This window comes from Rothia nasimurium, assembly GCF_014217215.1.
Taxonomy (GTDB): Bacteria; Actinomycetota; Actinomycetes; order Actinomycetales; family Micrococcaceae; genus Rothia; species Rothia avistercoris.
Map to the genome: position 1 here is coordinate 1,390,087 of NZ_CP056080.1, position 15,726 is coordinate 1,405,812.

Genomic DNA, 15,726 nt, shown 5'->3' on the forward strand with positions numbered 1-15,726 from the left:
TGAAGCCGGGGAGGGCGTCCGCACCCCTGGTTATTGGGGCGGACGCCTACCGCCGGTTAGGCGCTGCGCTCGGCGTGAGCGGTGCGGGCACGACGTACCAGGTCCTGGTACTCGTTCTCAGACTCAATCAGCTCGTCGCGGTACTTCTGCGGAATCTCGCGGGACTTAGCCACCTCAGCATCAAGCTTGCTCTGAATCTCAGCACGCTCAGCCTCAGGGGCATCGGCGGGCAGGTTCAGGTACTTCTCAGACAGGGTCTGAACACGCTGGATGGTTGCCAGGGCCTTGCCCTTGGGTGAGAGCAGGGAGGCCAGGACGGTCACAATCAGCACGCCCACGATAACGGCCAGTGAGAAGCCGATGGTCACTTCAACAACGTGAACCGGCTGGCCGTCGTTGATGAAGGGCAGGGTGTTCTCGTGCAGAGCGTGCAGCAGCAGCTTCACACCGATGAAGGCCAGGATGATGGACAGGCCCCATGAGAGGTAGATGAGGCGGTCCAGCAGGCCGTCAATCAGGAAGTAGAGCTGGCGCAGACCCATCAGTGAGAAGGCGGTCGCGGTGAAGACGATGTAAGCTTCCTGGGTCAGACCGAAGATTGCGGGGATGGAGTCCAGGGCGAAGAGGATGTCGGTACCACCGATAGCTACCATGACCAGCAGCATGGGGGTCATGACCTTCTTGCCGTTTTCTACGGTGAAGAGCTTGTCACCGTCGTAGTAGTCAACGGTGTTGAACATCTTCTTAGCCAGGCGAACGACGAAGTTGTTGGCTTCGTCCTCTTCTTCCTTGTCGGTGACTTCACCCTTGATGAGGTTACCGGCGGTGTAAATCAGGATCAGGCCGAAGAGGTAGAAGACCCAGCTCCAGCGCTCAATAGCGGCAGCACCAATCAGGATGAAGATGGTGCGGGCGATCATGGCGAAGATAATACCGAAGAGCAGCACCTTTTGCTGGTCTTCGCGCGGCACCTTGAAGGAGGCCATGATAATCAGGAAGACAAAGAGGTTATCGACACTCAAAGCCTTCTCGGTGATGTAGCCGCCATAGTATTCAGCGGCGAACTGGGTGCCGTCCCAGAAGAGGATGACCAGACCAAAGAGCAGGGCGATACCCACGTAGACGGCCGACCAAATCGCGGCTTCCTTGATGGTGGGTTCGTGCGCTTTACGCACGTGGAAGAAGAAGTCGTAAGCAAGCAGTGCCAGGATGAACGCAATCGTTACACCCCACTGCAACCCAGTGATATGCATTGGGAGCCTTTCTTGTGGTTGGGGTTTGCCAAAATCCACAAGTCTCTCCCACCACCGTTGAGGGTGGTTTCCTGCTCCGGTTGGGCGCCTTCGATCAACGTGCTGACGATGCAGGAATTAGTGGGATACTCCCTTGCTCGGTCTACAACTATAACCCATCTTCTTACTTTTGAACAGACGCGCGGGCGTCCTTAAGGCCGAGCACGATGGCACAGACCAGGAGCAGGACGGCCGCGCCCGCCCAGGCTGCGGCAAAGCTGGTCGCCTGCGCGGCGGCACCGATGGCAAGAGAGCCGAGGCCGGTGCCGATGTCGAAGTGGGAGTTCCAAGCGACGGACGCCCGCTGGGTGGCGTCCGCCCCACCGGCGTCCGACAGGGCACGCACCATGGTGACCGACTGTAGGAAGCCGTAGCCGAACCCGATCAGGGTTGCACCAGCCAGGAGGAAGATGACTGAAGGCAGGCTCGCGCCATTGACCCAGCCGACAAAGGCGACGCCCAAGGCCGTGAGGGCCAGCACCGGGGTCATGAGTAGGCGGGTGCCGAACCGGTCGGTGAGGGAACCGCCATAGAGACGGGTGGGGGTTGCCAGGGCACAGAGCAGGAGCAGGGCACCGGTCGCCAAGGTGGCAGTGGGGGCGATTTCGGTGGAGAAGGTCATGAAAGCACCGCCGACGCTGGTGACGAGTGTAAGGGTCAGCAGCGCGGGCCAGATGCGGGCGATGATGGTTGCGGTGGAAGTTGCAGGGGTGGCGTCGTTCCCCTGTTCACCGGCCCTTTGCTCTTCCATGAAGTGGTCAACCAGTCGGCCTAGCTGCAGGGCGAAGGGAGCTGCTATTGCTGCGATTACCCCGGCTGAGATTACCGAGCGGTAGCCGAAGGTGTCGAGAGCCCAGGGGGCGACGGGGGTGAAGAACATCTGGGCACCTGCAGCTGCCAGCCCGTAGAGCCCGACGGCCCGCCCGCGGTACTCGACAGGAATGAGGTAGGACATAGCCGATGAGCAACAGACGGTGACAATACCGAAGCCGATACCGCGCAGACCCGAGGTAACAAGGACGTTGAGCAGATCGGGGCTCAGAGCCTGAATGAGGGAGGGCAACCCCATAAAGAGGGTACCCACCGGCAGCACGAGCGCCCAGGAGAAGCGGCGGGTGAGAGCGGGGACGCTGAACTGGGTAGCTACGGTGACAGCCATGAGCACCGCGTTGGTGGCACCCGCACCCAGGGAACCTGCCCCACCTACCAGCGCCCAAGCCGGCGAGGCAGGAAGCAGGATAGATAGACTGCAAATGGTCAGCCCGAAGGTAAGCAGAATCTGGGGCATACCCGGCATGCGGGCAACGCTGGGACGCGCGGTTTTCTGGCTCATCGAACCTCCCGAGGTGGTGTTGACACAAACTGCACCAGTCTACACTAAACCCACGAGCTTCTAAAGACCCCCGGGTGCTTAGGCGTGCCCGGCTTCCTGCATAGCGCGTAGCTCCTTCTTCAGGTCGGCAATTTCATCGCGCAAGCGACCCGCCAGCTCAAACTTGAGCTCTTCGGCGGCCTGCATCATCTGGGCGTGCATCTCTTCGATCAGACCCAGCAAATCTTCGGCGGGAGCTGCCGCAAGGCCGTCCTGACGCACCCGGGCTTCTGCCTTCTTGAAGAGCTCTTCGGCTTCGGGGCTGGTCGCCGCGTACTTGGTGCCCTTCTTGACCGGAGCCAGCTTGCCCGATGCCCCCTTGCGGGCGGCAAGGAGCTCTGCGGTGTCTTCTGACTCGCGAGCCAGGACGTCGGTGATGTCGGCAATTTTCTTGCGCAGGGGCTGGGGGTCGATGCCGTGCTCGCGGTTGTAGGCCTGCTGAATCTCGCGGCGACGGTTGGTTTCGTCGATAGCGGTGCGCATGGAGTCGGTGATTTTATCGGCGTACATGTGCACCTGACCGCCCACATTACGGGCGGCTCGGCCGATGGTCTGAATCAGGGAGGTGGTGGAGCGCAAGAAGCCCTGCTTGTCAGCGTCCAAAATAGCAACCAGGGAAACCTCGGGCAGGTCTAGGCCCTCACGCAGCAGGTTGATACCCACCAGCACATCGAAGACGCCCTGGCGCAGCTCGCTGAGCAGCTCCACACGGCGCAGGGTATCAACATCGGAGTGCAGGTACTGCACCTTAACCCCGTGCTCCAGCAGGTAGTCGGTGAGGTCCTCAGCCATACGCTTAGTCAGGGTCGTGACCAGCACGCGCTCGTCGCGCTCCACCCGCACACGGATCTCTTCGAGCAGGTCGTCAATCTGCCCCTCGGTCGGCTTGACCACGATTTCGGGGTCGACCAGGCCGGTGGGTCGAATAATCTGTTCCACTACCCCGTCAGCCTGGGCCAGCTCGTACTTACCGGGGGTAGCTGAGAGGTAGACGGTCTGGCCGATGCGGTCGAGGAATTCCTCCCACTTGAGGGGGCGGTTGTCCATGGCTGAGGGCAGGCGGAAGCCGTGTTCAACCAGGGTGCGCTTACGGCTCATATCGCCCTCAAACATGGCACCGATCTGGGGAATGGTCACGTGGGATTCGTCGACGATGAGCAGGAAGTCATCGGGGAAGTAGTCCAGCAGGCAGTGCGGGGCTGTGCCGCGAGCGCGCCCGTCGATGTGGCTGGAGTAGTTTTCGATGCCGTTGCAGAAGCCCATCTGCTCCATCATCTCAAGGTCATACTGGGTGCGCATGCGCAGGCGCTGGGCTTCCACCAGTTTGTTCTGGGACTCCAGCTCCTGCAGGCGGTCGCGCAGCTCATCCTCGATGGACGCAATGGCTCGGGCCATGCGTTCGGCGCCGGCTACGTAGTGGGAGGCCGGGAAGACGTACATTTCGGTTTCTTCGCGGATGACCTCGCCGGTGAGCGGGTGCAGGGTGTAGATAGCTTCAATTTCGTCGCCAAAGAACTCGATACGGATCGCATTTTCTTCGTACATGGGGATGATTTCGACGGTATCGCCGCGGACGCGGAAGGTGCCGCGGTGGAAGTCTAGGTCGTTGCGGGCATACTGCATGGAGACGAACCGGCGCAGCAGCTCGTCCCGGTCGATTTCTTCGCCCTGGCGCAGGGTCACCATCTGGGCAACGTATTCTTCGGGGGTACCCAGGCCGTAGATGCAGGAGACGGTAGCAACCACCACAACATCGCGGCGGGTCAGCAGGGAGTTGGTAGCGGAGTGGCGCAGGCGTTCGACTTCTTCGTTGATGGATGAGTCTTTTTCGATGAAGGTGTCGGTCTGCGGCACGTAGGCTTCGGGCTGGTAGTAGTCGTAGTAGGAAACGAAGTACTCAACAGCGTTGTTGGGCAGCAGCTCGCGCAGTTCGTTGGCCAGCTGGGCAGCCAGGGTCTTGTTTTGCACCATGACCAGGGTAGGGCGCTGGACGGCCTCAATGAGCCAGGCAGACGTTGCAGATTTACCAGTGCCGGTGGCACCCATGAGCACGATGTCTTTTTCACCGTTCTGGACGCGCTCAGTCAGCTCCGCGATTGCCTTGGGCTGGTCACCAGCCGGCTGATACTCAGAGACAACTTCAAAAGGTGCAACGACGCGGTTAATTTCTTGGGCAAGGCTCATGCCCTCTACCCTACCGAAAAACCCCCGACAAAACTAGAACATATGTACTAGTTTCATCGGGGGCTAACAAGCGGTCGCTCAGACCTTACTTCTTCGGGTCAATGTCGGTAGCGGGCAGGTCACCGGTTACCACAGCGGTATGGGTGCCCTGCTCTTCAGCCGGCTTGGAGGCAGCCTTCTTCGCGGCGGCGTCCTCTGCAATATCTTCGGCCGTTACCACAGGAATCTGACCGGTGTTGGGAACCAGACCCTCAAACTCGGGTTCGGTACCCAGCTCGTACTCGGGGCGAATAGTGACCTCTTCAATCGACGAGAAGTCTTCCTGAGCACGGCGGTGGTATTCCTCGATGGGGATAACCTGCTTCCACTGGCGGGTGCGCATGGGAGGCAGCTCACCGGCGTCCTCGCGTAGGGCGCGCACCAGCATCCACATCTGCATGAAGCCGATAAGCCAGACAGGGAAGCCGATCACAATAATGACGTTCTGCAGGGCGGTCAGACCGTTATCACCTGCCGCTACCAGGATGGAAGCCGATACAAGGCCGATGGAGGCAGCCCAGAAAATACCCTGTTTCTTGGGGGCCGGGTCCTCATGGCCGTTAGCAATCGCGTCCATGACCAGGGCTGCTGAGTCAATGGAGGTGATGAAGAAGATGGTAATCACCACGAGAGTCACCGCAGCGACCAGCTGGTATAGCGGGAAGTGGCCCAGGAACTCGAAGAGGGCAGCGGGAATGTCGCCCTCTTCCACCATGGTCTGCACCAGGGTGCCGTTTTCATTGCGCTCGATATTGAAAGCGCTCAGGCCAAAGACACCAACCCACATCAGGGTAAAGGTGGTGGGGGCAGCCAGCACGCCGACAACAAACTGACGGATGGTGCGGCCCTGGGAAATCTTGGCGATAAAGAGGCCAACAAAGGGCGCCCAGGTCACAGTCCAGGCCCAGTAGAAGACCGTCCAGGAGCCAATCCAACCGGTATCTGCAAAGGCGTCGTTGAAGAGCATCATCACGGGCAGCTTCTGCAGGAAGTAGCCGGCTGACTCGATGGTGCCCAGGGTGACGAAGCGGGTTGCGCCGGTCATCAGTATGAAGATCATCAGGGAAATAGCCAGCAGAATGTTGATGTAGGACAGGCGCTTAACGCCCTTATCCATACCCATCAGCACCGAGGTAATACCGGCGGCAGTAATCACAGCAACGATAGCGGCCTGAATCCAGCCACCCAGGGGCACACCGTACATGATGCCCATACCCGAGTTAATCTGCAGGGCGCCTAGACCCACCGAAACCGCAATACCGAAAACGGTAGAAACGATGGCAACCGAGTCAATGGTCTTACCGATAGGGCCGTGGATACGATCGCCCAGCAGGGGCTGGAAGATGGATGAGACGCGCGGGGGCAGTTTGCGCTTGTAGGTAAAGTAGCCGAAAGCCAGGGCGGGAATAGTAAGAATAATCCAGACGCCCAGACCGATGTGCCAGTTAGCGATGGCGAGCGCTTCGAGCGCTGCATGATCCGACTGGGGCTCTACCCCGTCGTAGGGCGGGTTGGCGTAGTGGGTGATGGGTTCTGCCGCACCCCAGAAGAGCAAGACGGCACCAACACCAGCTGCGAAGAGCATACCGAACCAGGCAATACCGGAGTACTCGGGTTCAGCATCGTCGTCACCGATTTTGATGCGGCCGAAGCGGCTCATCGCCATGTAAATCAGGAAGAAAAAGAAGATGGCGATACCCAGGGTGTAGACCCAGCCCAGGTAGGTGATGATGAAGTCGGAGATGACGCCAATGCCGTCTGACATGGCCGTTGGGAAGATCATCATCAGCAGGGTGAAGACGATGATAAAGAGTGCAGATGAGAAGAAAATGACGGGGTTGGTTCGCAGCCCCAGTCTGTCGTGTAGCTTGTTCAGCACAGGATTATCCCGGTGGAAGTATGCGTGTGACCGTGCGGGCCCCTTGCATCCACCGCCCGCACAGCGGTTGCCCGGTCTCTGGGCAACATATCAATAATAAGAGGGCTTGGGGTTGTTTTCCAGGGGAGATAAGCCTACTTGATTTTTACACTTTCCCCTGTTCTCACCTGTTTTCACTGGTCACAACCAGCTTTTTTAGACCAAAGGTTCAAATACTCCTTGCTAAAAATTTATTCATGGAACGAACCGGCTGTGATTTTGGTAAAGACCTCGCGCACCTGCGCAGCGGTGCGCTCAAGACTTCCCGAATTATCAATGACCCAGGTGGCAATAGCCCGGCGCTGCTCGTCACTGGCCTGCGCAGCAATGCGGGCGCGGGCGTCCGCCTCACTCATGCCGCGCACCTCAACCAGGCGGCGCAGCCGCTCCCCGTGCTGCGCCTCAACCACAATCACCGCATCAAAGTCTGCCGCCTGGCCAGTCTCGGCCAGCAGGGGGATATCCTCAACAATGACGGTGCCCTCCCCCAGCTTCTGCACCGCCGCCTCACGCTGCCGCGCGGCTTCAGCCCGCACCGCCGGGTGCACGATGGCATTCAGACGGGCACGGGCAGACTCGTCTGCAAAGACCAACGACGCCAGGGCAGCCCGGTCAAGCTCCCCCGTAGGGGTCAAGATACCCTCACCAAAGGCGCGGACGGTCTCAGCCAACACCGCCCGACCCGGCTCCATCAACTGACGGGAGATAGCATCGGCGTCAATCAGCACAGCCCCGCACTCCACCAGCATCTTCGCCACCGTTGACTTACCCGACCCGATACCGCCGGTCAGACCGATTCTCGCAACCACAGGCGTCCTTTCGTCTCTAAACATCGGGCAGGTGCCCGCTCCCACCAGCCTACGCGCCCCACCGACTGCACACTAGAATAGACACCATGACTGATGAAACCCGCGCCAACCGCTACACCGTGCTCGCCACCCACACCGAGACCCGGCACCTGCTAGAAATCAAGCGCAGTGAGTTCATCGGCTATGTTCAGCGCGTGGAAACTGAAGAAGAGGCCCGCGCTTTTATTGAGTCCAAGCGCAAGACCTACCACGATGCCCGCCATGTCTGCTCTGCTTTTATCATCGGGGCAGACCGGCAGACCCAGCGCTCCAACGACGACGGCGAGCCCGCCGGCACCGCAGGAATTCCCATGCTCCAGGCCCTGCTGGCCCGCCGCACCGAAGGGCGCACCGGCGAAACCACCGACCTCTCCGATATCTGCGCTGTGGTGGTGCGCTATTTCGGTGGCATCAAGCTGGGTGCCGGTGGGCTGGTACGCGCCTATACGGACGCGGTGGTCGCCACCCTAGACGCCGCTCCCCTGGTGCCCCGCGAACGCCTGCGACTGGGAACAGTTACCGCCTCCCACGCCGAGGCAGGACGCTTCGAGAACGACCTCCGCGCGCTGGGCTACACGGTGCTGGGTACAGATTACACAGCCAGCGGCGCCCACATCACCCTGGGTGTTTTTGATGACGCGGCAACCCGTGCCCAAACAGAAACGGCCCTGGCCGAGCTGACAGCCGGCGCAGGGCACATTTCGTGGGGTGAAACCCAGTGGGTTGATTTAGCCTAGAAGATTGCTGAAATAGCCAGCACACCTACCGAGCCGATAGCGGCTGAGATGGGCAGGGTGATGATCCAGGCAAGGGCGATGGGGCGCATGAGCTTCCAGTTAGCTGAGCGATTGACGATACCGACGCCCAGCACCGCACCGATCAGGATGTGGGTGGATGAAACAGGCAGACCCAGAACAGACGCAGACATAACCACGCCGGCAGCGGCCAGCTCAGCGGCAAATCCCGATGAGGGGTGCATCTTGGTCAGGCCGTGACCGACGGTAGCAATTACGTTACGGCCTACGAACCAAAGACCCACGATCAGGGCGATACCGAAGGTTACCAGCGCGGGTATAGGCACGACGGCCTCGTCGCCAATGGCACCGGTCTTGAGAACATCGAGAATTGCCACAAAGGGGCCGATAGCGTTGGCGATGTCGTTGGCACCGTGGCTAAAGGCGAAGGCAGCTGCGGTGAAGACCTGCAACCAGGCAAAGATGGTAAAGGTGGCGCGGGAGAGTTCCTGCTTCTGCAGGCTGCGGGCGAAGACTGAAACACTCACCCAGGCGATAGCCGCAACCATCACCATAATCATGACGTTACCCATGGTTGAGATACCCAGCTCCAGGTTATCCAGGCCCTTGAAGAGCAGCATGGCTGCAATCAGAGCTGCACCAAAGGCAGCCAGGATAGGCACATAAACCTCAAGTGCCCGGTGGGAGTCAGCGCGCTTAGCCTTCTGATCGAGCTTGTAGACCTGACGGTAGTACTCGCTCTCGGGGGCCTCGGGGTCAAGCTTCTTGAGCTTGAACTTCTTCTTGCGCAGCATGGCGTTGGCGTATGCGTCAGCCTGCAGGTCGGTGATGCGCTGGAAGCCGTCGTGCGGGGTGTGGGCTGCGCGCTCTTCTTCCTGGTGCTTCTTGATTTCGAGCATGGCCGCATCGACTTTCTCGTTGTAGCCCAGGATGTACTTCTTGATGAAGCCAAAGAGAACCCAGGCGAAGAGACCGCCGAGGACGGGTGAAAGAACCCAAGAAATGGCAATCTGGCCGATTTTGTTCCACTGCACCATGTCCATGCCGCCGGTGCCGGTGGTGAAGCCGATGGTCAGGGACGCACCCACGATACCGCCGATGATGGAGTGGGTGGTAGAGACGGGCCAGCCCATCTTGGTGGCGACCAGCAGCCAGATAGCTGCGCCCAGAAGGGCTGCCATCATGATGTAGACGAACTGCATGGGGTCCAGGTCGATAGCGCCCAGATCGACGATGCCTGAACGCACGGTATCGGTGACCGAACCGCCAGCGATCACAGCGCCCGATACCTCGAAGACAGCCGCGATGAGCAGGGCCTGCTTGATGGTCAGGGTACCCGCGCCCACGGAGGTTCCGAAGGAATTCGCTACGTCGTTACCTCCGATGTTGAAGGCCATGAAGAGACCTAGGAGGACGGCTGCGATAAGGACGAGGGTGCGAGCTGACTGGTCAACGTAGTTGAGGGACCAGAGTGTAAAGAGTGTCAGTGAGACAGCCATGAGGCCGCCGAAGGCGAGGTGCCACCATTTGTCGGTGGTGTCTCGTTGCAACGCGGGGGTTGCGAGATGTGAACCCGAATTCGCGCTGGAATCCACGAGTCCCCCTTTGAGGTTGTGTTCATACGGTCTTAAGGCAAAATTTGAGCCCTGTTAATAGTCTGGGGAAAAGGTTAACGCAAGGTTAACTAACCCTAGCCTGAGCATGAACTATAGGCATGACGCCCGCCTCTACGCCCTCGCACGCTCGTTACACCCTACAAACAAGGGCCCCTCCCACCCGAAGATGGAAGAGGCCCTTGATTGCTGTGACTAATTCAGAGAATTAGTTGCCAGTCAGCTTCTTACGGGGATGGAAGCGAAGATTCCGAGCGCGCGAGGAAATAAATCTTCGCTGGAATCGGAACTCCGCTTCCTTCACCTACTAGTTGCCAGTCAGCTTCTTACGGGGATGGAAGCGAAGATTCCGAGCGCGCGAGGAAATAAATCTTCGCTGGAATCGGAACTCCGCTTCCTTCACCTACTAGTTGCCAGTCAGCTTCTTACGGGGATGGAAGCGAAGATTCCGAGCGCGCGAGGAAATAAATCTTCGCTGGAATCGGAACTCCGCTTCCTTCACCTACTAGTTGCCAGTCAGCTTCTTACGGAGTTCCGCAAGTGCCTCATCGGAAGCCAGGGTGCCGGTTTCGGCAGGCTTCTCGGATGAGTATGAGGTGGGTGCAGCTTCAGCGGGAGCGGACGCGGGGGCAGCAGCTGCTGCTTCTGCGTCGGCTTCGAGAGCCTTAGCAACCTGTACCTTGTGAGCTTCCCAGCGAGCCTGGGCGTCAGCGTACTGCTGCTCCCATGCTGCACGCTGGGTTTCGAAGCCTTCGAGCCATTCGTTGGTCTCGGGGTCGAAGCCCTCGGGGTACTTGTAGTTGCCTTCTTCGTCGTACTCTGCAGCCATGCCGTAGAGAGCGGGGTCGAACTCGGTGGACTCGGGGTCTACACCTTCGTTGGCCTGCTTCAGTGACAGGGAGATGCGGCGACGGTCGAGGTCGATGTCGATAACCTTGACGAACAGTTCGTCACCGACGGAGACAACCTGCTCTGCCAGGTCCACGTGGCGAACGGCGAGTTCGGAGATGTGGACGAGGCCTTCGATGCCGTCTTCAACGCGAACGAATGCGCCGAAAGGTACGAGCTTGGTGACCTTACCGGGTACAACCTGACCCAGTGCGTGGGTGCGAGCGAATGCCTGCCAGGGATCTTCCTGGGTAGCCTTCAGTGACAGGGAGACACGCTCACGGTCGTGCTCAACGAGGAGGACCTCAACGGTGACTTCGTCGCCAACTTCGACAACCTCTGAGGGGTGGTCGATGTGCTTCCAGGAGAGCTCGGATACGTGGACGAGACCGTCAACGCCGCCGAGGTCAACGAAGGCACCGAAGTTAACGATGGAGGAGACAACGCCGGTACGAACCTGGCCCTTTTCGAGCTGGTTGAGGAAGGTTGAGCGGACCTCTGACTGGGTCTGCTCGAGCCATGCACGGCGTGACAGAACAACGTTGTTGCGGTTCTTGTCGAGCTCGATGATCTTGGCTTCGATTTCCTGGCCGATGTAGGGTGCCAGGTCGCGGACGCGACGCATTTCGACGAGTGAAGCGGGGAGGAAGCCACGCAGGCCGATGTCGAGGATAAGACCACCCTTGACGACCTCGATGACGGTACCGGTAACGACGCCGTCTTCTTCCTTGACCTTCTCGATGTCGCCCCAGGCGCGCTCGTACTGTGCGCGCTTCTTGGAGAGAATCAGGCGGCCTTCCTTGTCTTCCTTGGTGAGGACAAGAGCTTCAACGGTGTCACCAACAGAAACAACTTCGTCGGGATCTACGTCGTGCTTGATGGAAAGTTCACGTGAGGGGATGACGCCTTCGGTCTTGTAACCGATGTCGAGCAGTACCTCGTCGTGGTCAACCTTGACAACTTCGCCTGAAACGAGATCGCCGTCGTTGAAGTACTTGATGGTTGCGTCGACTGCTGCGAGGAATTCTTCTTCGTTGCCGATGTCGTTGATTGCAACCTGGGGAACGTTGGTGCTCATAGAGAGTAGGGCTCCAATATGGATAGTTTTCTAGGTCAATACAGGCAGGGCCTTACTGGGTCCCGCGGTGTAGCTTGTGGCTGTGGGCGGGGTAAGGTCCGCATGGTTCTCTGTATTGAGCGTTGATACGGACAATATGATGTGCGGGTGCGGCGCACGCCAAAGCGGGCACTGTACACGCACAGATTCAAGTCTAGGGCGCGTGCGGGTGCCGGTCAATGGTTTGGTGGGCGTTTTCACCGCGTGTTCACGGGAAAGTGGGGTGATGTTGGTCTTAACCCGCGCCCGGGTGTGTTGCACCGGCGTCCGCACGCCTTATGCCCGCCCTGCTAGTGCCCTGCCTCGTGCCAGGAGCGGCCCCAGCCGACCTGGACGTCCAGGGGGACGCGCAGGGAGGCTGCCCCGCTCATTTCTTCAACCAGGATTGCCTCGGCGAGCTTTTCTTCACCCGCGGCAACTTCGAGGATCAGTTCGTCGTGCACCTGCAGGAGCATACGGCTGGCGAGGTTTTCGCGGCGAAGGCGCTCGTCGATGTTGATCATGGCGATTTTAATGATGTCGGCGGCCGTGCCCTGAATGGGTGAGTTGAGGGCTGCGCGTTCGGCGGCTTCGCGGCGCTGACGGTTGGACGAGGCCAAGTCGGGCAGGGCGCGGCGGCGGCCAAACATGGTCTCGGTGTAGCCGGTCTTGTGGGCCTCGCGCACGATGGAGCGCAGGAACCTGCCGACCTTACCGAAGCGCTTGAAGTAGTTGGTGCGCAGGCTAGTCGCTTCGTCCACGCTAATGCCCAGCTGCTTTGACAGGCCGAAGGGTGAGAGGCCGTAGGCAAGGCCGTAGCTCATGGCCTTGACCTTAGAGCGCATCTCGGGGGTCACATCTTCTGGCGCTACCCCAAACACCTCTGAGCCGACGAAGCGGTGCAGGTCCTCCCCCGCCTGGTAAGCGGCGATGAGGTCTTCGTCGTCCGACAGGTGCACCATGATGCGCATTTCGATCTGGGAGTAGTCGGCGGTCAGCAGGGTGGTGTAGTCGGTTCCGTCGACCGGTTCGGGGGCCACAACAAAAGCGTCACGGATCTTGCGGCCTTCTTCGGTGCGAATGGGGATGTTCTGCAGGTTGGGGTCGGTTGATGAGAGGCGACCGGTAGCCGCGACGTTCTGCTGGTAGGTGGTGTGGATGCGGCCGTCCGCGGCGGTTGCCTTACCCAGCCCCTCAACGGTCTGCTTGAGCTTGGTGTAGTCGCGGTAGGTTTGCAGCTCGCCCAGGAATGAGGCCCCCTGGCTGTCGGGGTCTACCTGGCCGAGGATTCCCGCGAGCGAGTCGGCGTCGGTGGAGTAGCCGCTCTTGAGTTTGCGGGTGGTCGGTAGGCCTAGCTTGTCGAAGAGGACGCCCTGCAGCTGCTTGGGGGACGAAAGGTTGACCTCGTGGCCCAGAATTTCGTAGGCCGCTTCGGTGGCGCGGGTGACGTGTTCGCCGTAGTAGCCCTTGAGTTCTGAGATGGCGCTGGCGTCGATTGCTACACCGGCGATTTCCATGCGGGCCAGGGCGGACGCAGCCGGCAGCTCAATTTCTTCGTAGAGGCCGAGCTGGTTTTTGGCAACCAGGTCAAGGTGGAGGGCGTAGGCCAGTTCTTGTACGTGGCGGGCGGCGAGGGCCTGATAGTCGGTATCGATGGCAGGTTCGAGCGAGAAGAGCTCCCCCTGGTCTTCCTGTTCGGGGGCAGCCGGGTAGGTCTGCCCCAGGTAGTCGCGGGTGAGGTCTTCGAGCATCTCGCGGTGACCGCGGCGGCGGGCGGTGGGGATGAAGCCACAGACGTAGGAAGAGAGCACCGGGTCTTCAATGACGCCCGCTAGGGGCAGGTCGTAGGCGTCTAGCGACTTAAAGTTCTGCTTAACATCGAAGGTGATTTTGGGGGCGGACGCGTCCCCCAGCCAGTCGCGCAGAGCCGTGCGGACGCCGTCCGCCTGCTTCTCAAAATCAAGGTAGGCTGCGCGGGCACCGGCAACCAGCATGAGGCCGTACAGGGCCTGGCCGTGGGCCAGTCCCTTTTCCGCGGTCTGCTCATCAACCACGGGCCAGAGGGTGATGGCCTGCGCCAGGCGTTCAGGTACTTCGACCAACCGTTCAACCGCCGCGAGCGCTTCGGGGGCAGCCGCCAGGAAGGCGGTGAGGTCGTCCGCGCTGGTGATGGTCTCAACCGTTTCAATATCAATCTCAACCGCAGGTGTAGACTGCCCCATGCCCTCAAAGAGCTCAGCGACGCGCTTGCGGATAGAATTGAACTCCAGGTAGTCAAAGAGCTCTTCAAGCTCCTCGACGTTGGGGCCGTAGCCCTTGGCATCATCGAGGGTCACCGGCAGGTCAAGGTCGTCCACCAGGCGGTTGAGGCGGCGATTGCGCAGCACATCGTCGATATGCTCGCGCAGGGCCTCACCCTTCTTACCCTTAATCTTCTCGGCATTGTCCAGCACGCCCTTGAGATCGCCGTATTCGTTAATCCACTTGGCGGCAAAACCAGGGCCCACACCGGGCACGCCCGGCAGGTTGTCCGCCTGCTCGCCGGTCAGGGCAGCAAGATCGGGGTAAAGGTGAGGTGCAACCTTATACTTCTCCTCGACGGCAGCCGGGGTCATGTAGCGGATACCCTTGGTAGGGCCGGTCGTGACCGGGTAGAGCACAGTAACGGTATCGGTCACCAGCTGGAAGGCATCGCGGTCACCCGACACAATCTGCACCTCAAAGCCGGCCTCCCGCCCCTGACGGGTGTAGGTAGCGACAATATCGTCAGCCTCATAGCGTGGCAGGGTGACTGAAGGAATGTTCAGGGCCGCCAGGGCCTTCTGAATCAGCTCAATCTGACCAAAGAACTCCTGTGGGGTTTCATTACGTCCACCCTTATACTCACCGTATTCCTCGGTGCGGAAGGTTCCGCCGGAGAGGTCAAAGGCCACAATAATGTGGCTGGGCTGCTCATTTTTAATCAGAGAAATCAGGGTTGAGAGGAAGCCATGGACCGCGTTGGTGTGCTGGCCCTCAGCATTCACAAAGACATCCACCGGGGTGCCGTAGAAAGAACGGAACGCCAGGGAATGCCCGTCAATGAGCATGAGCTTACCGGGTGCAGGTGCAGAAGTTTCAGGTCTAGTCATCACGCCTACCATCCTACCGTCTGCCCCTGCCCTACGATTGAAGGCAGACAATCTCCCCCCTATTTTCTAAGGAGCACCTATGACTGAGACCCGAGAGCAGGACGCCCGCCACCAGCAGATCCTTGAACGGCTAGGGGCAGGGGCCCTGGCGCAGAAGCTGGGTATCACTATTCTCGAAGCCTCCCCCGAGCTGACCGTCGCTACCATGCCGGTGGAGGGCAACACCCAGCCGGTGGGTCTGCTTCACGGGGGTGCTTCTGCCGCCCTGGCAGAAACCCTGGGGTCTATCTCTGCCTTTCTTTCGGTGGCAGAGCAGAAGAAGGCTGCTGTGGGCGTTGATTTGAACATCACCCACCTGCGCTCGGTTCGCTCCGGCACCGTCACCGCGACCTGCCGGGCGGTCAAGCTGGGCCGCACCGTCTGCGTCCACGCCATTGATATCACCGACGAGGCGGGCAAGCTCATTGCTACCGCCCGCATCACCAACAACATCATCGACCTGCCCTAGGGATCTACCTCAACCCCGGCGTCCGCCCTTCACTCCGGGCGCCTCTGGCGGCACCCTGATAAACTGGCAGTCCGTGCAAACG

At 60.0% G+C, this 15,726-nt stretch carries 10 protein-coding genes; 2 read left to right on the plus strand and 8 right to left on the minus strand.

The annotated features are described in order from the left end of the window. Positions 1 to 56: 56 nt before the first annotated feature. From HWU94_RS06450 to coaE, 5 genes are all read right to left on the minus strand, one after another. On the minus strand, positions 57 to 1,253 hold the full coding sequence (locus HWU94_RS06450; RefSeq protein ID WP_185172995.1) for a TerC family protein: 1,197 nt from the start codon (positions 1,251 to 1,253) through the stop codon (positions 57 to 59). Between the two features lie 163 nt (positions 1,254 to 1,416). Next, positions 1,417 to 2,625 (minus strand): MFS transporter, encoded by a 1,209-nt coding sequence (locus tag HWU94_RS06455; RefSeq protein WP_185172996.1) that lies wholly within the window; start codon positions 2,623 to 2,625, stop codon positions 1,417 to 1,419. A gap of 78 nt (positions 2,626 to 2,703) precedes the next feature. Further along, a complete protein-coding gene (uvrB, locus tag HWU94_RS06460; protein ID WP_185172997.1) occupies positions 2,704 to 4,848 on the minus strand; it encodes an excinuclease ABC subunit UvrB in 2,145 nt (714 codons plus the stop codon). Positions 4,849 to 4,933: 85 nt separating this feature from the next. Beyond that, on the minus strand, positions 4,934 to 6,766 hold the full coding sequence (locus HWU94_RS06465; protein ID WP_185172998.1) for a BCCT family transporter: 1,833 nt from the start codon (positions 6,764 to 6,766) through the stop codon (positions 4,934 to 4,936). A gap of 230 nt (positions 6,767 to 6,996) precedes the next feature. Further along, positions 6,997 to 7,638 (minus strand): dephospho-CoA kinase, encoded by a 642-nt coding sequence (gene coaE, locus HWU94_RS06470; RefSeq protein ID WP_185172999.1) that lies wholly within the window; start codon positions 7,636 to 7,638, stop codon positions 6,997 to 6,999. 62 nt (positions 7,639 to 7,700) lie between these two features. On the opposite strand from coaE, the gene HWU94_RS06475 reads away from it, so the two are divergent. Then, positions 7,701 to 8,390 carry a YigZ family protein gene (locus HWU94_RS06475; RefSeq protein ID WP_185173000.1) on the plus strand — a complete coding sequence of 230 codons (690 nt, stop codon included), beginning with the start codon at positions 7,701 to 7,703 and terminating at the stop codon, positions 8,388 to 8,390. Here the strand turns inward: HWU94_RS06475 and HWU94_RS06480 are convergent. The 3 genes from HWU94_RS06480 to polA all read right to left on the minus strand — a co-directional run bounded on the left by HWU94_RS06480 (position 8,387) and on the right by polA (position 15,136). Then, complete coding sequence (locus HWU94_RS06480) at positions 8,387 to 10,003, minus strand: inorganic phosphate transporter (protein WP_244955912.1); 1,617 nt, start codon at positions 10,001 to 10,003, stop codon at positions 8,387 to 8,389. The genes HWU94_RS06475 and HWU94_RS06480 overlap by 4 nt on opposite strands. A gap of 523 nt (positions 10,004 to 10,526) precedes the next feature. After that, the gene (gene rpsA, locus HWU94_RS06485) at positions 10,527 to 11,987 is read right to left on the minus strand and encodes a 30S ribosomal protein S1 (protein ID WP_185173001.1); all 1,461 of its coding nucleotides are present in this window, start codon (positions 11,985 to 11,987) and stop codon (positions 10,527 to 10,529) included. A 329-nt stretch (positions 11,988 to 12,316) separates the two neighbouring features. Then, a complete protein-coding gene (polA, locus tag HWU94_RS06490) occupies positions 12,317 to 15,136 on the minus strand; it encodes a DNA polymerase I (RefSeq protein WP_185173002.1) in 2,820 nt (939 codons plus the stop codon). A gap of 79 nt (positions 15,137 to 15,215) precedes the next feature. On the opposite strand from polA, the gene HWU94_RS06495 reads away from it, so the two are divergent. Continuing rightward, positions 15,216 to 15,644: a PaaI family thioesterase gene (locus HWU94_RS06495; RefSeq protein ID WP_185173003.1), complete on the plus strand. Its 429-nt coding sequence runs from the start codon at positions 15,216 to 15,218 to the stop codon at positions 15,642 to 15,644. Positions 15,645 to 15,726 lie beyond the last annotated feature (82 nt).